This is a genomic window from Spirillospora sp. NPDC127506 (genome assembly GCF_040302145.1).
Taxonomy (GTDB): Bacteria; Actinomycetota; Actinomycetes; order Streptosporangiales; family Streptosporangiaceae; genus Spirillospora.
The window spans coordinates 113091-130841 of sequence record NZ_JBEORG010000006.1 but is presented as its reverse complement, the minus strand read 5'-3'; the positions used below and the strand labels follow the sequence as shown (position 1 = coordinate 130841).

At 74.7% G+C, this 17751-nt stretch carries 15 protein-coding genes; 9 read left to right on the top strand and 6 right to left on the bottom strand.

The genetic code is table 11. The annotated features are described in order from the left end of the window. The first annotated feature begins 45 nt into the window (after positions 1-45). Positions 46-228, top strand: a complete 183-nt coding sequence (locus tag ABTW95_RS09070; protein WP_396452885.1) for a hypothetical protein — start codon at positions 46-48, stop codon at positions 226-228. Between the two features lie 58 nt (positions 229-286). On the opposite strand, the gene ABTW95_RS09065 is transcribed toward ABTW95_RS09070, so the two are convergent. Then, positions 287-922: a TetR/AcrR family transcriptional regulator gene (locus ABTW95_RS09065; RefSeq protein ID WP_396447248.1), complete on the bottom strand. Its 636-nt coding sequence runs from the start codon at positions 920-922 to the stop codon at positions 287-289. Positions 923-1079: 157 nt separating this feature from the next. Here ABTW95_RS09065 and ABTW95_RS09060 point away from each other — a divergent pair, with 157 nt between their 5' ends. Further along, positions 1080-2900 (top strand): serine/threonine protein kinase, encoded by a 1821-nt coding sequence (locus ABTW95_RS09060; protein ID WP_396454385.1) that lies wholly within the window; start codon positions 1080-1082, stop codon positions 2898-2900. A gap of 172 nt (positions 2901-3072) precedes the next feature. Here the strand turns inward: ABTW95_RS09060 and ABTW95_RS09055 are convergent, their stop codons facing one another. Both ABTW95_RS09055 and ABTW95_RS09050 read right to left on the bottom strand, forming a co-directional pair. After that, positions 3073-3327: a DUF397 domain-containing protein gene (locus ABTW95_RS09055; RefSeq protein ID WP_396447251.1), complete on the bottom strand. Its 255-nt coding sequence runs from the start codon at positions 3325-3327 to the stop codon at positions 3073-3075. Continuing rightward, positions 3324-4190 (bottom strand): Sco1979 family transcriptional regulator, encoded by an 867-nt coding sequence (locus ABTW95_RS09050; protein WP_500225819.1) that lies wholly within the window; start codon positions 4188-4190, stop codon positions 3324-3326. The genes ABTW95_RS09055 and ABTW95_RS09050 overlap by 4 nt, the downstream gene beginning before the upstream one ends. 316 nt (positions 4191-4506) lie before the next feature. Between ABTW95_RS09050 and ABTW95_RS09045 the strand changes: the two genes are divergently transcribed. From ABTW95_RS09045 to ABTW95_RS09020, 6 genes are all read left to right on the top strand, one after another. Then, on the top strand, positions 4507-5037 hold the full coding sequence (locus ABTW95_RS09045) for an ATP-binding protein (RefSeq protein WP_396447253.1): 531 nt from the start codon (positions 4507-4509) through the stop codon (positions 5035-5037). A 106-nt stretch (positions 5038-5143) separates the two neighbouring features. Further along, positions 5144-5497, top strand: coding sequence for an STAS domain-containing protein (locus tag ABTW95_RS09040; RefSeq protein ID WP_396447254.1), 354 nt, complete (start codon positions 5144-5146; stop codon positions 5495-5497). 263 nt (positions 5498-5760) lie between these two features. Further along, positions 5761-7017: a M16 family metallopeptidase gene (locus ABTW95_RS09035; protein WP_396447255.1), complete on the top strand. Its 1257-nt coding sequence runs from the start codon at positions 5761-5763 to the stop codon at positions 7015-7017. Continuing rightward, complete coding sequence (locus ABTW95_RS09030) at positions 7014-8378, top strand: M16 family metallopeptidase (protein WP_500225818.1); 1365 nt, start codon at positions 7014-7016, stop codon at positions 8376-8378. The genes ABTW95_RS09035 and ABTW95_RS09030 overlap by 4 nt, the downstream gene beginning before the upstream one ends. Positions 8379-8540: 162 nt before the next feature. Further along, the gene (locus ABTW95_RS09025; RefSeq protein ID WP_500225816.1) at positions 8541-10286 is read left to right on the top strand and encodes a sporulation protein; all 1746 of its coding nucleotides are present in this window, start codon (positions 8541-8543) and stop codon (positions 10284-10286) included. Between the two features lie 104 nt (positions 10287-10390). Further along, positions 10391-11269, top strand: coding sequence for a hypothetical protein (locus ABTW95_RS09020; RefSeq protein ID WP_396447258.1), 879 nt, complete (start codon positions 10391-10393; stop codon positions 11267-11269). Here ABTW95_RS09020 and ABTW95_RS09015 read toward each other — a convergent pair whose 3' ends face one another. The 3 genes from ABTW95_RS09015 to ABTW95_RS09005 all read right to left on the bottom strand — a co-directional run bounded on the left by ABTW95_RS09015 (position 11270) and on the right by ABTW95_RS09005 (position 16813). Further along, a complete protein-coding gene (locus tag ABTW95_RS09015; protein WP_500225814.1) occupies positions 11270-11980 on the bottom strand; it encodes a hypothetical protein in 711 nt (236 codons plus the stop codon). It lies immediately after the preceding gene. A 1482-nt stretch (positions 11981-13462) separates the two neighbouring features. Beyond that, the gene (locus tag ABTW95_RS09010; protein WP_396447260.1) at positions 13463-14311 is read right to left on the bottom strand and encodes a hypothetical protein; all 849 of its coding nucleotides are present in this window, start codon (positions 14309-14311) and stop codon (positions 13463-13465) included. Positions 14312-14422: 111 nt separating this feature from the next. Then, a complete protein-coding gene (locus ABTW95_RS09005; protein ID WP_500225812.1) occupies positions 14423-16813 on the bottom strand; it encodes a SpoIIE family protein phosphatase in 2391 nt (796 codons plus the stop codon). A 194-nt stretch (positions 16814-17007) separates the two neighbouring features. On the opposite strand from ABTW95_RS09005, the gene ABTW95_RS09000 reads away from it, so the two are divergent. Further along, on the top strand, positions 17008-17751 hold the full coding sequence (locus ABTW95_RS09000) for a TetR/AcrR family transcriptional regulator (RefSeq protein WP_396447262.1): 744 nt from the start codon (positions 17008-17010) through the stop codon (positions 17749-17751).

The window sequence follows — 17751 nt, the reverse complement described above, 5'->3', positions numbered from 1 at the left end:
ACCGGCGAGCCGGTACCACCTGTCCACTGTCCACGGAGGTGAACCGTGCGTAGCAGCATCCCCCGCACCCGGTCCGGCAACGGACGCAAACATGTGAAGACGACGTCGCTGCGAGCCCTCGCGGTGGCGGCGCAGCTTGAACGCAATCACGCCCAGGAGGGTCCACCGGGCAAGGTGGACGGCCGGGAGGAGTCCCGCCCGGAGCGGCGGACGCCCGACCCGGCCTGATCGACGCTCTGCCGGCCCCCGTGCACCGCGCACGGGGGCCTCGGCGTTTCCAGGGGGTCTAGCAGGCGGCCGCGTTGAAGAGGGTGTGGACGGCGGCGCGCGCGCGTTCCCTTCCCACGCTGTCGACCATCGCGGTGAGGTGCTCGGCGCCGAGGACGGCCAGCAGCCCGTGCGCCACGGCCTCGCCGTCCGCGACCGCCTCGCCCATCTGGTCGAGAAGGATCACCAGGTGCCGGTGCCAGAACCCGTAGGCGCCGATGCGGTACCGCGCCCCCGGTGAGGCGGTCTCCGACATGCGCACCAGGGAGAGGTGGTCCAGCACGTAGTCGAGGTAGGCGTCGGCGAAGGCGTGCAAACGGTCGGACGGCGGGACCGGCGCGTCCCCCTTGCCCGGGCCGAGCGGGGGCGGGCCGGACAGGATCTCGTCCTGCAGATCGCGTTCGCGCTGGTTCAGCAGGGCCGCGGCCAGGCCCGCCTTGTCGCCGAACCTGCGGAAGAGGGTCCCCTTGCCGACGCCCGCCGCGGCGGCGACGGCGTCCATGGAGACGGACTCGACCCCGTGCCGGGCGAAGAGCGCGGCGGCCGCGTCCAGCACCTTCACCCGGTTGCGCGCGGCGTCGGCGCGCTCCTTGGGCGGCGGCGTCCGCATCAGTTCGAGGTCGACGCGCCGCCCGCCCGCGGCTCCGCGGTCCATCGGCGCCTCCCCCGGTCGACTGAACCCACCGACACAACCGGACTATAGTCCTGTTCCATGCCGCCCGCCACCGGGCGGGCAACCCCTACCATTCTGTGCCCGTAGTCTTGCTGGACGGTCTTTACAGGTGGGCCGGAAGCGACGGGGAGCGAGTGGTGTGACGGACAGGACGATGCCGGACGCCCTTCCACTGCGGTCGGGCGACCCGACCGAGCTGGGCGGATACGAGATCCTGGGCCGCCTCGGGGAGGGCGGGCAGGGCGCGGTCTTCCTGGGCAGGCCGGCCGGCGCGACCGGGGCGCTCCCCGCGGCCGACCACGTCGCGATCAAGCTGCTGCACGCCGGGCTCGCCGGCGACGAGGCCGCCCGCGCGCGCTTCGTCCGCGAACTGGAGGTCGCCAAGCGCGTCGCCCGGTTCTGCACGGCGCAGGTGCTCGACGCCGACGTCGCGGGCGACCAGCCCTACATCGTCAGCGAGTACGTGCCTGGCCTGTCCCTGTACCACGTCGTGCGGACGGAGGGCCCGCGCACGGGCGGCGCGCTGGAGCGGCTCGCGATCAGCACGCTGACCGCGCTGACCGCGATCCACCAGGCCGGGATCGTCCACCGCGACTTCAAGCCCCACAACGTGATGCTCGGCCCTGACGGTCCCCGCGTGATCGACTTCGGCGTGGCACGGGCACTGGGCGCGGCGGGCGAGACGCAGAACGTCGGCACGCCCGCCTACATGTCGCCCGAGCACTTCACCGGCGGCGAGGTCGGTCCCGCGGCGGACATGTTCGCCTGGGGCACGACGATGGCCTTCGCCGCGACGGGGCGTCCCGCGTTCGGCAACGACGAGATGGCCACGGTCATGCACCGGATCCTGACCGGCGAGCCCGACCTCGGCGACCTGCCCGAGCCCATGCGCGGGCTGGTGCTGGCGTGCCTGGCCAAGGAGCCGGCGCAGCGCCCGACCGCGCGGGAGGCCCAGGAGCGCCTGGTCGGCGCGGCCAGCGGCGCGTCCCCGGCCGCGCCGCCCATCCCGCCGCCGCCCGCCTTCCCCGGGCTGCCGGCCGACGCAGCGCCGCGGAGCTCCACCGACCCGCACGGCTCGCCCTCGGCCATGGCGGGCGCGCTGCTGCCTCCCGACCACGTCACCGACCCGTCCGGCGCCCGGGGCAGGACGGCTCCGCAGCCGCCGCCGTTCGGCGGGACGGCCCCGCCTCCGCCGCTGCCGCCCGCCCCGCCGCAGGGGCCGGCTCAAGGCCAGGGCCAGGAGCAGGGCCAGGGGCAGGTGGCAGGCGGCAGGAAACGCGGGCGCCTCCTCCTGCCCATCGCCGCCGCGGCGGCGGTCGCGGTCGTCATCGCCGGCGGCGCCGCCTGGGCGGCGACCAGGAGCGGCCACGACTCGGGCAAGGACCAGCAGGTCGCGGCCCCCGACCAGAACCAGGGCGGCCAGGGCGACACCGGAACCGCGGACGGCGCGGGCGGCTCCGCGGAGAACCCGGCCAAGAAGAAGCAGGGGCGGCCGCAGACCGGCGAGAGCGGGCAGCCCGCGTCCCCCGGCGCGTCCCAGAAGCCGGGGTCGCCGCAGAAGCCGGGCGAGCCGGAACCCACGAAGGGGACGGGCGGCGGCGGAGGAGGCGGAGGCTCCACGCCCGCCCCGGAGCCGGCCAACAAGTACACGCCGCAGCAGGTGTGCAACAGCGGAGGCCACGGCGGCGGCTACTACGTGCAGCGCTCGCTCAGCGTCTCCGGCGGCGTCGCGTACCTGCTCTACAACAGCTCCACCTACAACTGCGCGGTCACCATCAAGACGAAGAACGTCGGCAAGGCGTCACCGGTGTCGGTGTGGATCCAGAAGAAGGGCGGCAGCGCGATCGCCGACAGCGGGTCCTTCTCCTGGTACGCGGGCCCGGTGTACGTGAAGGCGCCCGGGACGTGCGTCCGCTTCGGCGGCAACGGCCGCAGCGCGCCCTACGGCAACTGCGGCTGATCCCGCGGAGCCGCGGCCCGGCACGGCAGGACACGGCCCGCGGAATGGGAAAGGCCACCCCCGCGCCCAGGGTGGCCTTCTCTTCTCTGCGGCCGGGCCGACGTTCGGTGCGCCGTTCGGCGCCCCGGAGCCGGCCCGTCGCTGTTCGATTCTTGGCGGTTTGCTGGCTGGTTCAGTTGCGGGAGGCGATGAGATGGTCGAAATCGCCGTCCTTGGCTCCAAGGATCAGCGCCTCGATCTCCGGGCGGGTGTAGATGAGAGCGGGCCCGTCGGGATGACGAGAGTTGCGCATCGCCACACGCCCACCGGGCAGTTCGGCGATTTCCACACAGTTCCCCTGGGAGTTGCTTCGCCGGGACTTCAGCCACCGCGCTCCGAGGAGTTCGGCGGCCGGCATCCCGTTGTCGTAATCGGATTGGAGCATCATGTCTCTCTGAGAAGATCACCGAGAAGCTCGACGGTGCGCTCCGGGGTCGCACTGTCGACGCACAGGCGTTCCATCGCCTGCAGATAGGTGTCGACGTCGTCTCGCTTGTCCAGGTACATCGCGCCGGTGAGGTTCTCGACGTAAACCACGTCCGGCAGGTCCTGCTCGGGAAAGCGCAGGATGGTGAAGGCCCCTCCCTCGGCGGCGTGGCCGCCGAACCTGAACGGCATGATCTGGATGGTGACGTTGGGCAGCTTCGACATCTCGATGAGGTGCTCGAACTGGCCCCGCATCACCTCCGGACCGCCGATGGGGCGCTTGAGCGCCCCCTCGTCCACCACGGCCCACAGACGCGGAGCGTCCGGGCCCGTGAGGCGTTCCTGTCGCTGCATGCGCAGCTCAACGCGCTGGTCGATCTCATGGTCGGCGGCTCCGGCGTTGCCCAGGCGGATCACCGCTCGCGCATACCCCTCCGACTGCAGCAGCCCCGGGACGAACTGCAGTTCATATGTGCGGATCAACGCCGCCGACTCTTCCAGGCCGACATAGGTCTGGAACCAGCCGGGGAGCACGTCGTTGTACCGGTGCCACCAACCGGGAGTGTTGGCCTCCCGCGCAAGCTGTAGCAGCGCCTCGCGTTCTGTCTTGTCGCTGACGCCGTACAACGTGAGCAGGTCGTCCACGTCGCGTTCCTTGAAGCTGACCCGGCCGAGTTCCAGGCGGCTGATCTTGGACTCCGACGCACGGATGACGTAGCCGGCCTCCTGACGGGTCACGCCCTTCTGCTCCCGCAGACGGCGCAGTTGCGACCCGAGCAGGATCCGACGGACCGTCGACCCGCTTCCCGGCGTCTCTGGAGTCACGCCCAACCTCCGGCTATTCGGCGGACAGCGAACCTAGTGTGCCACTGGCATGAGTGTCCTGCGGTTACCTCCGTTCACTCGCGTGCGATCCGCGTCGCCCCCACACCTTCACGAGGCGGATGCACGTGCATTGGGTCTTGCATTCGCACGCTACGATGCGCAGGATAACGCACGAGACTTCCGAGCCACGGCTGCACAACGAGATCACTCTGCGGGGTCCGGTGGAATGACGTCACGCCACGCGCACGACGACACGCGGTGGGAGCTCGGCCCCGTCGCGGGGCCGGCGGACCCACGGGGCCACGCTGGGTGCTCCATGCCCGTCCCGGAGGCGCTCGATCTGCCGCCGCGGCTGGAGACGGCCGTCACGGCGCTGACCGAGCTGCGCGGCTCCACGGTGTCGTTCACCGTCGAGCCCGATCCGGAATCGGTCACCGCGGCCCGGCACTTCGCCGTCTCCCGGCTCGCCGAATGGAATCTCTCCGGGCTCTCCGACGACGTCGGCCTCGTCGTCTCCGAGCTCGTCACGAACGCGCTGCGGCACAGCGGAGGGGTGAACTCCGGCGGGCGGCCGGGCGTCGACGTGCACCGCGAGGGCGTGTACGGCGACCCGGCCGACCCGCTGGGCTCCGCCCCGTCCGCGATAAGGCTGCGGCTCGGCCACGAGGCCCCCTGGCTGATCTGCGGCATCATGGACGCCAGCCGGACCGCGCCGCGCCGCAGGGAGCCGGACTACATCGCCGAGACGGGCCGCGGCCTCCACCTCGTGGAGTCGTTCAGCGTCCGGTGGGGGTGGCGCGCGCTGCACCACGGCAAGGTGGTGTGGGCGCTGTTCCGTTCCCCTTGAATAAGGCGCACTTGACCGAAGGGCGTAACGGCGCGCGACAGGGGTAACTATCCATTTTCCCCCCGGCGGGCCCCCGAACGGGCCCGGCGAGACGAGAGGAGCACCGGTGGACTTCGCCGTCGAGCATCGCGTCGAGAAGGGCCTCACGGTCGTCAAGATCAGCGGTGAGATCGACGTCTTCACCAGCCCCCGGCTGCGGGAGGCGCTGCTCGACATCATCGACAACGGCGGCACCCGGCTCGTCATCGACCTCGGCGAGGTGACGTTCCTGGACTCCACGGGCCTCGGCGTGCTGGTCGGCATCTACCACCGGCTCCGCGCGCGCGACGGCTCGATGTCGTTCATGGGGGTGAACGACCGGGTGCGCCGGGTGTTCCACGTCACCCAGCTCACCAAGATCTTCGTCCTGCACGACTCGCTGGAGGAAGCGATCGCGGCGCACGAAGCCGCCGAAGCCTGACGATCCCCTTTCTTCGGCTCCCCTGCTCCGCTCCCCTGCTCCCGCTCCCCCGCTTCAGCTCCCCTGCTTCTGCTCCCCCGCTTCTGCTCCCGTTCGACCGCTCCTGTTCCGCTTCGTCCGGCCGGTCGTCCACAGGTTGCCGCGAACGCGCCCCGGGCCGGACGCACCCGGTACGGTGAGACCGAGATCAAGCCCGCCGCCCGGGCACGTCCCGCCGACGCGCGCGGTGCTGTCCGCAACTCCGAAACGGACGGGAGCGCTCCGTGGCAGAACAGCCGCTGCATGAGCACACGCTCGGCAATGGCCTGCGCGTGGTGGTCTGCGAGGACCACGTCGTACCACTGGCCGCCGTGAACATCTGGTACGGGGTGGGCTCGCGGCACGAGCGGTCCGGCCGCACCGGCCTCGCCCACCTCTTCGAGCACCTGATGTTCCAGGGCTCGGAGAACGTCGCGGAAGGCGAGCACGCCGCGCTGCTGGAGAGCGCGGGCGCCGCGTTCAACGCCAGCACGTCGTTCGAGCGCACGAACTACTACGAGACGGTGCCGGTCAGCCACCTGGAGCTCGCCCTCTGGCTGGAGGCCGACCGGATGGGCACGCTGCCCGCCGCGCTCACCCAGGCCAACCTCGACAACCAGCGCGACGTGGTGAAGAACGAGCGCCGCCAGCGCTACGACAACCAGCCCTACGGGACGGCCTTCGAGCGGCTGTGCGCGCTGACGTTCCCCGAGGGCCACCCGTACGCGCACACGCCGATCGGCTCCATGGAAGACCTGGACGCCACCACCCTCGAAGACTGCACCGACTTCTTCGCCACCTGGTACGCGCCCGGCAACGCCGTCCTGTCCGTCGTCGGCGACGTCGACCCCGCCGCGACCATCGAGGCGGTGGAGCGCTACTTCGGCGGCATCCCGGCCGGCCCGGAGAAGCCCGCCGCCCGCCCCGGCGACCTCGGGCCGCTGACCGGCGTCCGCGAGGAGACCCTCACCGAGGACGTCCCGTCCCCCGCCTACTTCGCGATGTTCACGCTGCCGACCGACGGCGGCGACGACGTCGAGGCCGCCGAACTGGCGGTCGAGATCCTCGGCGGGGGCTCCGGCTCCCGCCTCTACGACCGGATGGTGCGGCGCGACCAGATCGCCACCGAGGTCTGGGCCGGGGTCACCCGGCTGGCCGCCGGCCCCTCCCTGGCGATCGTCGACGCCATCGGACCGGAACCGGACAAGATCGCCGCCGTGCTGGACGAGGAGCTCGAGCGCTTCGCCGCGGACGGCCCGGACGCCGACGAGACGGCCCGCGCCACCGCGCAGGCCGAGCGCGGCTTCCTGGAGCAGACCGAGACGGTCACCGGCCTCGCCAACGCGCTGTCGCAGAACGCCACCCAGTTCGACGACCCGGCCCGGGTCTTCACCGCCCCCGGGCGCGCCGCCGCCGTCACCGGGGACGCGATCCAGCGGATGGCGGGCCGCTGGCTCGCCCCGGGCGCCCGCACCGCCCTGACCTACGGAGGCACCTCGTGAGCAGCGGCCTGGCACTGCAGCCCCGTCCCGTCCCCGGCCCCGTCCCGGCCTGGGCGTTCCCGGCCGGCACCGAGGGCCGCGTCCCGGCGGGCCCGGCGACGCTGCGCTGCGACCTGCCCGGCCGCCGCCTGGCCGCGGTCCGGCTGGTGCTGAACGCCGGCGCGGGCCGCGAGCCCGCCGGCCTCGACGGCGTCGCCACCCTCACCGCGCACGCCCTCATGGAGGGCACCGAGCCCGGCGGCGGCACCGCGCTCACCGCCGCCTTCGAACGCCTCGGCGCCAGCTTCTACGCGCACGCCGACCTGACCGCGCTGCGCGTCGCCCTCGACGTGCCCACCTCCCGGCTCGGCGCCGCCCTCGACCTGTTCTCCGGCGTCATGCGCCGCCCGGCCCTCGACGACGCCGACGTCCGGCGGCTCGTCCGCGAGCGCCTGGAGGAGATCGCCCAGGAGGACGCCGACCCGGGTTCGCGGGCCATGCGCGAGCTGCGCGCGGTGATGTTCCCGGCGGAGGCGCGCGCCTCCCGCCCGACGGGCGGCACCCGGTCCTCGGTCGGCGCGCTGCAGGGCTCCGACGTCCGCGCCTTCTACGGCTCCGTGGTCCCCGCCGAGGCCACCGCGGTGGTCGCCGGCGACCTCTCCGGCACCGACGCCGACGCGGCCCTCGCGTCGGCGCTGCGGTCCTGGGCGGCGACCGGCGAGCCGCTGCCCACCGCCGACCGCGTCCCGCCCGAGTCGGCGGCCCGCATCGTCGTCGTCGACCGCCCCGGCTCCGTGCAGACCTACCTCAGCTTCGGGCACGGCGTCCCCGACCGCTCGCACCACGACTGGCCGTCCCTGACGGTCGCGGCGCACGTCCTCGGCGGCGGCCTCACGTCCCGCCTGAACGCGGTGCTGCGCGAGGAGAAGGGCTACACCTACGGCATGCGCGCGGGCCTCCTGCGGATGCGGCACTGCGGCCTGTTCATCGCGCAGGGCTCCGTCCACACCGAGGTCACCGCCGACGCGGTCGCCGACGCGCTGACCGAGCTGCGCAGCGTCATCTCCCGCGGCATCGACCCGGAGGAGCACGGCACGTCCGTCCGCGCCCTCGCCGACCGGGCGCCCGCCGAGTACGAGACGGCCCGCGCCGTGGCCGCCGAGCTGGCCGACGCCGCCGCGAACGGCCTGGGCTCCGGCTACCCGAGCGCCTACCTGGCCGCCGTCCGCGCGTCCACCCCCGACGGCGTCGCCCGCGCCTACCGCAAGCACGTCGACCCGGAGGCGCTGACGATCATCGCGGTGGGCGACGCGGAGCAGATCCGCACCCCTCTGGAGGAGCTGGGCTACGCCCCCGTCACGGTGACCGCCAAGGAGAACTGACCCGCCCGCCCTCGGCGCCCGCGGCACAACGCTCCCGGCACGCGTGAACCGATGGCATGGTGAAGAAGGTCTAACTTGCGTGGCCCAGGGCGCGCGGCCTACGGTGCGCGGGCTGACGTGCGCGGGGAGGACGTCCTCGCGGTCGGGAGAGGGGAACGGCCTGTGTCCTACGGGCAGATGGCGGGTGGCGGGCCGTCCGTCGACACGATCCTTGCGGAGCCGAACTGCAAACCGGGCGGTGTCGTCGCGGGCAAGGTGCACCTGCGCGGCGGCTCGGCGGCGGTGGAGATCAGGCACGTGACGCTCGCGCTGATGCCGCGCATGCAGAACGGCTACGGCGGCGAGACCGCCGGGCCCGAGGTGTACCGGGGCGCCCTCACCCGCGGGTTCCGGCTGGACGCCGCGCAGCGGCGCGACCTCGCGTTCTCCATCCCGCTGCCGTACGAGCTGCCGTTCACGACCGTCCTCGGCCACGAGCTGCCCGGCTTCACGATCGGGATGTGCACCGAGGTCGATGTCGCCGGGCAGCCCGACCCCGGCGACATCGACCCGATCTCGGTCGAGCCGCTGGAGTCCCAGCAGTGGGTGCTCGCCTCGATCGCGCGGCTCGGCTTCCAGGTCGCGAACGTGACGTTCGAGGAGTCCAAGCTGCGCGGGGTCGCGCAGCAGCTGCCGTTCCACCAGGAGATCCACCTCAACCCGCCGGCCGCGTACCGCGACCGGATCGACGGGGTCGGGCTGAGCTTCGTCGCCAGCCCGCGCAGCATGGCCTTCGTGCTGCGCGCCGAGGACCGCGACACCCCGCGGGACGAGTCGTTCGGCGTGTTCCAGGTCGCGCACGCCGAGGCCGCCGAGACCGACTGGAACGCCAAGATCGGCGAATGGCTGGAGGCCGCCGCCGCGCTGCCGCGCTCGTCCGCCCCGCGGGGCGGTGCGCCGCTCCCGCCGCCCGGCGGCGGGGGCGGGACGCCCTTCCCGCCCCCGCCGCCGGGGGACGCTCCGGCGCCCTACGGCCGGCCGGGCAACGCCCAGTTCCCGCCGCCGGCCCCGGCCCCCGGCGAGACGCCGAGCCCGGCCTACTCGGCGGACCCGGGCCCCGGCCGCCCCGGCGGCCCGAACGCGTTCCCGCCGCCGCCCCCTGGCGCCCCGCCCGCGAACACGCCCATGCCCGGACACGCCCCTCCGCCGCCGGGCCAGGGCGGGAACCCCCCGGCGCCCGGTTTCGGCGCCCCGCCGCCCGGTCATCTCCCGCACGGCGCCCCGCCTCCGCCCCCCGCGCCCGGCGGACCGCCCGCCGGAGGGGCGGCCGGGCACGGCGCCCCGCCGCCCGCGCCGGGGTACGGCCCCACGCCCCCACCGCCGGGGCAGCCGCCGTACGGCGCCGTCCCGCACGGCGGCCCGCCTCCGCCGGCTCCCCCGGTTCCCGGCGGCCCCTACCCGCCGGCACCGGGCCATGCCGGCCCGCCGCCGCCCGCTCCGCCCGGACCCGCGGGCTACCCGCCCGCGCCCGCTCACCCCGGCCCGCCGCCCGCGCCCGCTCACCCCGGCCCGCCGCCCGTGCACGTCCACCACGGCCCTCCCGCCTACCGCGGGCACCGCGGTCACCACGGCGTCGCCGCGGCCGGGCTGGTCGGCGGCGCCGCGGCCGCCGGCGTCGCGGGGGCCATGGCGGTCGGCGCCGCCGCCGACGCGGCCGGACAGGCCGCGAACGTGGCGGGCTACGTCGCGGGCGCTCCGGTGGACGCGTTCGGCAACGCCGTCGCCGGATACGCCGGGAACGTCGCCGGCGGCATGATCGCGGACGCGGCCGGCGGCGTCGCGGGGGACATCGCGGGCGACGTCGCCGGGGAGATCGCCGGCGGCGCCGCCGAGGTCCTCGGCGGCCTGCTGGGCGGCCTCTTCGGCTGACCACCGAAAATGCGGGACCATTCGGACCAGATGCGCCGCGTCCTCGTCCAACCCGGCCACGGATGGTTATCGTCGAGGGCGCGGCCCGCTTCCCGAGGAGTCACATGACCACCGTGATCCTGGTTCTGCTCTGCCTCGCGATCGCCGGACGCGAGATCTACCTCGCGTCCGACAAACGGCTCCCGCGCGCCCTGGCGGAGCTGCGCCGGCTGCAGAGGCGGCTGGACGACCTCGCCGACGACCACCGCGAGCTCAAGACGGTGGTCGACAACGCCACGGAGCCGGCGGGCATCCCCATCCCGCCCCAGCCGGAGGAGCCGCCCGCCGAGGTCCTGGAGCGGCTGGACTCCGTCACCGGGCGGGTCGAGCGGCTGGAGAAGCAGTTCGGCGACATCTCCGAGGAGCTGGCCGGCATCGACCTCGACCGCGATGCCCAGCGTGCGCTCGCCCGCTCCCTGGACGCGGTGGAGCAGGACGTCCTGGAGCTGCACCGCGAGATGCTCGACCGCCTGGACCGCGAGGAGGGCGTCGTCACCGGCGTCCTGCTCAGCGAGGAGGGCGAGGGCGAGGCGCTGCTCGCCGAGGCGTACGAGAAGTGCGCCGCCGAGTGCGGGCTGCGCGTCCGCATCCGCGACCGGCGCTCCGCGCAGGCGACCGGCACCTACTGGGGCACCGTCTACCACATGTCCGGGCGGCGGCCCGACGTCCTCGCCGAGGACCTGTTCTCCTTCGTCCGCGGCCTCTACGACCCGCAGGACGCGTCCGCCGTCAACGCACTGCTGACGGAGCTGGCGTCGCTGCGCGGCGGCGGCATCGCCCAGTTCGGCCCGTTCGTCGCCGTGAGCACGCAGAGCGCGCTGCTGTGCGGGGTGCTCCCGGACGACGAGAGCGTGCCGCCGGAACCGTGGCAGCTCGTGGACCACATCCGCGAACTGCCCGCCGACCGGCAGCGCGACCTGTCCTGGCTGCGCTCCGACGACTGATCACGGCCGGACGAACCGGGGGCCGTCCTCCCGCACCCCGAACGCCAGCAGGCACCGCGGCACCCGCGACGCGTCGATCTGCAGGCACAGCCCGAGCCGCAGGTCGGGATCGACGACGACGACCTGCCGCAGCGCCCGCAGCGCCCGCCGCACCCGCGCCCGGTCGGGTCCGCGCAGCGTCTCGGCGACGACGCGGCCCGCGTACCGCCACAGCTCCGCCGAGTCCAGCACCCGCACGCCCGCCTCGGTGAGGTTCGCGACGATCACGACTCCGCCGTCGTCGTCCTCGGCCCCGGACGGCGCCCGCAGGGCGCCCTCTCCCGGCACGTCACGCGGCGCCTGCGGCCCGCCCACCGCCCGGTGGTACCGCAGCGGATCCAGCGTGTCGATGACGAAGGCCCCCGCGTAGGGCCTGGACGCCCGCGGCGGGACCGTCCGCCTCCGCCCCCGGACGGTCCGCATCCCGTGGTGGGCGCTGAGGTCGAGCACCATCCCGGCGCCGTCCAGCCACACGGGCACGCCGAGCTTCGCCGCCGCCCTCCGGTCGAGCGGGTCCATGGCCACATCGCTGCGCCGCGTGAGCCCCGAGGCGATGCCCATCCCCGGGAACGCGCTCTCCAGCACCGCGAGCATCGCCCGCCACGTCGCCCCGCCGACGAACTCGCCCACGAACGCGTCCGCCATGGCCCTGCGAAGCGCAGGATCCGCCATGGCCCGGGGCCGCACCACCCGAGCATCGGGAACGGTCACCCCGGGAGGCTCCGCCGACAGCCCCTTCCCCGGCAAGAACGGCTCGTCCACCGCACCCGATCGCGGGACGCCGGCCCGCGCCTGCGGCGAGCGCCCCGACTCCGGCGCCCACGACGCCGACGCCCGCTCCTCTGAAGGCTCGCCGACCGGCCCCGGCTCGGCCGGAAACGGCGGCCCCCCACCAGGCGCAGCCGACTCCCGCGACGCCCACGCAGAACGGTCACTGCCGGTTGGCGCACCCCCAGATTCGTGAGGCGCCCACGACACCGAATCAGACGACAACCCCTCAGACGCGGACGCCCCCGAGCCGGCAGCGGAATCATGCCGTGCCCAAGCCTCGCCCGAACCAGACGCCCCCGAACCCGGCAACCGCGCACCCTCCGATTCAGGCGACGCCCACGTAGAACGGTCGCGGCCCGTGGACGCACTGCCCGGCTCACGCCCCGCCCACGAGGGCGGCTCAGAAGGAGTCGCACCTTCCGACTCCGGCCCACCCGAAGAGCCGGTAGCAGGATCGTGCCGCGCCCACGTCTCGCTCGAACTCGAACCGGAGGCTGCCGAATCTGACGGTTGCGCACCCTCCGAAGCCCACGTAGGACGGTCGCCTCCGGTTGGCGCGCTGCCCACCTCTTCTGCCCCGGGCGTGGAGTCATCCGGCGCCCATGTCCGGCCTGACGGCGCCTCTGACGCCCACGTGGGACGCTCACGTTCCGTGGGTGGAGTGCCCGGCTCAAGCCTCGCGGGCATGGGGTCATGGGGTGCCCACGCCTCGCTTGGAGTGGATGCCGCCGGGCTTGGTGACTGCGCGCCCTCAGGCTCTTGGGACGCCCATGCGGGGCGGTCGCGGTCCGTAGGGGCGGTGCCTGACTCCGGCGGCGTACCCGACGACGGCGTCCACGACTGTTCTGATCCAGGCGCGCCCTCAGACGCACCAGAAGACCCGACAGAGCCGGAGTCGTGGGGCGCCCACACCTCACCAGAGGTGGGCGTCGCCCGGCCCGGCGGCTGCGCGCCCTCAGGCTCTTGGGACGCCCATGCGGGGCGCTCGCGGTCTGCGGGGGTCGTGCCTGACTCGGGCGGGTTCCACGAGGGCGCTTCGGATTGGCCTAGGGCTTCCGGGGGGCGAGTGGGGGGTGTTCCGGCTGGGGGTGCGCTGCCCGGCTCGTATGGCGTCCAAGAGGCCGATGGGGGTTCGCCCGCCGGTGTCGCGGCGTCCTGTGGTGGTCGGGGCCGGGGGGGTGTAGGCGGCTGCGCGCCCTCCGGGGCCGCGCCCGACTCGGGTTGGGGTGTGTGCGGAGTCCAGTCGGAGGTGCTCTTGCCCGCTACGTGGACGTCTCCCGGGTGGGGTGGACGGGCGGTGCCCTCCGGGGCCGGATGGTCCTCGGGCTCGGGGCGGTCACGCGGGCCGAATCTCACGGTGTCGATCCTGCGCTCTCTTCAGGGTCATCGGCAAGGTGGGTCGCCGAAGAGGGCGGTGCACAGCGTCTCGGGGTCGTCGCCGGTGGTGAGGACGCCCCGGTCCAGGCGGAGCCGGACGGGGACCTCGCGGCGCATCGGGTCTTCGGTGCCCTGGGCGGCGGCGATGTCCTGGAGGCCGACGGAAACAGTCTCCGGGACGTCGAAGGTGAGGGCGTCGGCGGGGACCTCGTCCAGCCACAGGTTGAGGAGGCGGTGGGCCAGGCCGTTCAGCAGGCGGCCCCACGGTTCGACCAGGCTGGGCGGGACGTTCTCCGTCCGCAGCTCGGGGAGCCCGAACCGGGCGAGGCCCTTGGTGGTGAAGACGAAGCCGCCGGGGCCGGACGTGTGCGGCAGGAGCATCCAGTCGGTGAGCCGGAAGGCGCCGTCCGGGCCGGGCAGCGAGCGGAGCAGGTGCGGGCGGGTGAGGATCTGCGGGGTGAGCACGTCGATCACCGGGGCGCCGGCGACGGCGCCGAGGGCTCCGGCGACGGTGCGGGACGCCCATTCGTGCGCGGGCGGGCGGCCCGGCCGGTACGCGGCGCGGACGGCGATCACGTGGGCGGCGGCCGAGACCGCCGCCAGGTCGGGCGCGGCGGCGCCGTAGGCGGCGAGGAGGTCGGTGGGCAGCGGGGGGAAGCCGTCCGCGGGACGCTGGTCGACGGTGAGCATGGGGCTGCCGAGCATGCCGAGCACGAGATCGCGCAACGGCGGCGCAGTGTGCCGCGCCACGTGGTCGTGGGCGAGGGACGCGGGGTCGTCGAGGGGTTCGGCGAGCGCCACGGCGTAGGTCCCGTAGAGCGTCTCCGGAACGGGCAGCGTCAGATTCTCACCCAAACTCGTCCCCCGGTGGTAGTCGGCACCCTTCGATCAGAGCCGAGGGGACGGCGGAGAGGATCTGGCGGCGGCGCGACATTTACCTCCCGAACCGGCGAGGCGGACCCACGATCAGCGCGGCAGCCGCTGCTCGACCCACACGATCTTGCCGGTGTCGGTGCGGTGCGTGCCCCAGCGCTCGGCGAGGTGGTGGACGAGCTGGAGCCCGCGGCCCGACTCGTCGGTGGCGTCGGCGTGCCGCAGGTGCGGCAGGTCCGTGCCGTCGTCGTGGACCTCGCAGAGCAGCGTCCGCCCCTTGATCAGCCGGACGCCGAGGGAGCCGGCGCCGTGCACGAGGGCGTTGGTGACCAGCTCGCTGACCAGCACCTGCGCCGTGTCGCCGAGGCCGCTGAGGCCCCAGCCGGCGAGCCGGGACGACACCTGCGCGCGGATCCACGGAACGCTGGCGGGCTCGGGTTCGAGCTCCCAGGTGACGACCTCGTCCCCGGGGATGCCGTCGAGCCCGACCGCGACGATGGCGATGTCGTCGGCGGGCCGGGGGGCGGCGAGCGCGTCGAGCAGGTCGTCGCAGGTGCCGTCGAGGTCGGCGGACGCCCCGGTGAGCCGCGCGCGCAGCTCCTCCAGGCCCTGCTCGACGTCGCGGCCGCGGCGTTCGAGGAGCCCGTCGGTGCACAGGACGAGCTGCGCCCCGTCGTCGACCTTGACCTCCATCGTCTCGAACGGCTCGCCGCCCACCCCGATCGGCACACCGGACGGCACGGGCAGCACGCGGCTCTCGCCGTCCGCGGACACGAGCACCGGCGGGACGTGCCCCGCGTTGGCGAACGTGCAGCGCCGCTCGACCGGGTCGTACACCGCGTACAGGCAGGTGGCGAGGTAGTCCTCGCCGAGCCTGCGGGCGAGCCCGTCGAGCCGGCGCAGCAGCCGGTCGGGCCGCATGTCGTCGGTGGCGAGCGTGCGGACGGCGGTGCGCATCTGCCCCATGATCGCCGCGGAGGTGAGCCCGTGCCCCATCACGTCGCCGACGACGAGCCCGAGGCGGCAGCCGGGCAGCGCGATGGCGTCGAACCAGTCGCCGCCGACCTGCGCGGCCTGCTCGGCGGGCCGGTAGCGGTAACGGACCCTGGCCCCGGCGACGTCGGGCGGGTCGTCGGGCAGCATGCTGCGCTGCAGCTGCTCGGCGACCGTGACCTCGCGCCGGTACAGCCGCCCGTTGTCGATGCACAGCGCGGCGCGGCGGGCCAGCTCGTCCACCATGGTGAGGTCGAGCTCGTCGAACCAGGGCCGGTCGGGCTTGCGGAGCAGCTTGAACGTGCCGAGCACCCGCCCGCGCGCGATCAGCGGGGCGATCAGCAGCGCGCGCCCGGTGAGCAGGGGGCGCAGCTCGCGGTCGCCGAACGCGGCGGCGAACCGGGCGGCCTGCGCGGGCCCGACGCGCCGGATGTGCACGGCCCGCCCGGTCCGCATGGCCTGGACGAACGGCGTGCCGGGCGGCAGGAACAGCGCCTCGCCCTCGGGGACGGCCTCGTCCCAGCGTCCGGGCTCGTCGTTGTGCGCGACGGCGACGCGGCGCATCAGCGCGGTCTCGCCGACCTCGGCGACGGGCGGCGCCGAGTCGGCGACGACGCGTTCGAGCAGTTCGACGGCGGCGAAGTCGGCGAGCCGCGGGACGAGGACCTCGGCGAACGTCCGGGCGGCCTGCAGATGGTCGAGCGAGCTGCCGATCTGCTCGCCGGCCTCGCCCAGGTAGGCGAGGGGCTCCCAGGCCGGCGGGACCTCCCGCCGGGCGGGGCCGGCCGGGCGGGACCGCCCCGGCCCGGGCGGCCGCGGGACGGGCGGCGGCCCGGCCGCGGGCCGGTCGGCGTGCGGGACGATCGGCAGCCGGATCGTCAGGCCGAGCGAGACGGCCGGGCAGCCGATCCCGAGCACCCGGGAGGTGATCTGCTGGAACGCGGCCGGGTCGAGCGCGGGCAGCAGCGCGGCGAGCCGCCCGGCGAGCGGGGCGGCGAACGCGTCGGACCCGTCGTCGGACGGCGCGGTGAGCGCGGGCTCGACCCGCAGCAGCCGGACGGTGGCCGGGCGCCCGCCCGGTACGGGGCCCGGGCCGTCGGGCGGGGCGAGCAGCAGGTCGCCGACGGTGATCCCGATCCCGTCGCGGCGCAGCCGGCGCAGGTCGGCGGCGAGCGCGAGCACGCTGACGCCGCGCCCGTCCGACGCCCCGTCGATCGGGTAGACCCACCAGCCGACCTCGGCGGGCTCGCCGTTGTCGACGCGCGGCAGCGTGCAGGCGCCGCACCAGGCGTGCCCGAAGCCCTCCGGCTCGAAGGCGCCGCGGTGCTCGCGCGGCAGCCGCAGCAGCGAGGCGGGCGCGCGGCCCAGCGCGTGCGGCGGCCCGACCCCGAACAGCCGGGTGGCGGTGTCGTCCCAGTGGCTGATGCGGCCGCGCTCGTTCAGCGTGATGGCGGCCATCCTCGCCACCCCCAGCAAGTCCGCGATGACCATGCGGTCCCCCTCCCCGAGCGGCGGCGCTCGAAGTCCCGGCAACGCGCGGTGAGGGGGACGCTACCTCCTGTTAGACGGGGTCGCCGGGACTTCCCGGAAAAGCATCGGGTGAGTGCTCACTCAGGGCCGCGCCGGTGCTAACGTCCACGGAAAAAGCGGTGCTGAAGGGCGACGACGCGGGAGGTGACGCGGGGTTGGCGGCACGCACGGCGTCCATGCGCGACCGGATCCTGGCCGCGGCCGTCACGGTGATCCGGGCGCGCGGTATCACGGCCGCGACGACCAAGGAGATCGCGCGGACCGCGGGGGTCTCCGAGGGCAGCCTCTACAACCATTTCGCGAACAAGACGGCGCTGTTCGCGGCGGCTCTGGCCGAGGTGACCGCGACGGCGCGGGCCGCCATGGCCGCGCTCGCCGGGTCGGCCGGGCGGAACACCGTCGAGGAGAACCTCGTCCGGCTGGCCGCCGGCATGGTCCGCTTCTACGGCGAGCTGCTGCCGATGACGGGGCCCGTCCTGGCCGATCCCGAACTGATCGCCTGGCTCCGCGACAACGGGCCCGTCAAAGCACAAAATGAGGCGGCCGCCAAGGTGCGCGCGGGGACCGGAGGTGGCCAGGACGGCGCGGACCTGCCGCCCGGGGCGCCCGGCGGTCCCCCCGCGGGTCCTCCCGGGGGCGCGGCGACCGGTCCGGTGATGGGGCACTCCGCGCTGATCGGCTACCTGGAGGCCGAGCGGGAGGCCGGGCGGATCGGGGCGGACGCGCCGCTGCCGTACATCGCGGCGGCCCTGCTCGGAGGCTGCCAGCAGCACGCCTTCCTGACGCGGCTGGCCGGCCCGGAGGCGGTGCTCGCGGGGGCGGGGCTCCCGGCGGAGCCCGAGGAGTTCGCGGCGCGGCTCGTCCGCGCGGTGCTGGCCGGCCATCTCCCGGCCCGGTGA

Bases quoted from the DNA above. Each gene is read 5' to 3' on its own strand.
- ABTW95_RS09015 (WP_500225814.1), bottom strand. From the start codon at position 11,980: ATGGCGGATCCTGCGCTTCGCAGGGCCATGGCGGACGCGTTCGTGGGC.
- ABTW95_RS09005 (WP_500225812.1), bottom strand. From the start codon at position 16,813: ATGGTCATCGCGGACTTGCTGGGGGTGGCGAGGATGGCCGCCATCACG.
- ABTW95_RS09055 (WP_396447251.1), bottom strand. From the start codon at position 3,327: ATGATGCTCCAATCCGATTACGACAACGGGATGCCGGCCGCCGAACTC.
- ABTW95_RS09045 (WP_396447253.1), top strand. From the start codon at position 4,507: ATGCCCGTCCCGGAGGCGCTCGATCTGCCGCCGCGGCTGGAGACGGCC.
- ABTW95_RS09065 (WP_396447248.1), bottom strand. From the start codon at position 922: ATGGACCGCGGAGCCGCGGGCGGGCGGCGCGTCGACCTCGAACTGATG.
- ABTW95_RS09020 (WP_396447258.1), top strand. From the start codon at position 10,391: ATGACCACCGTGATCCTGGTTCTGCTCTGCCTCGCGATCGCCGGACGC.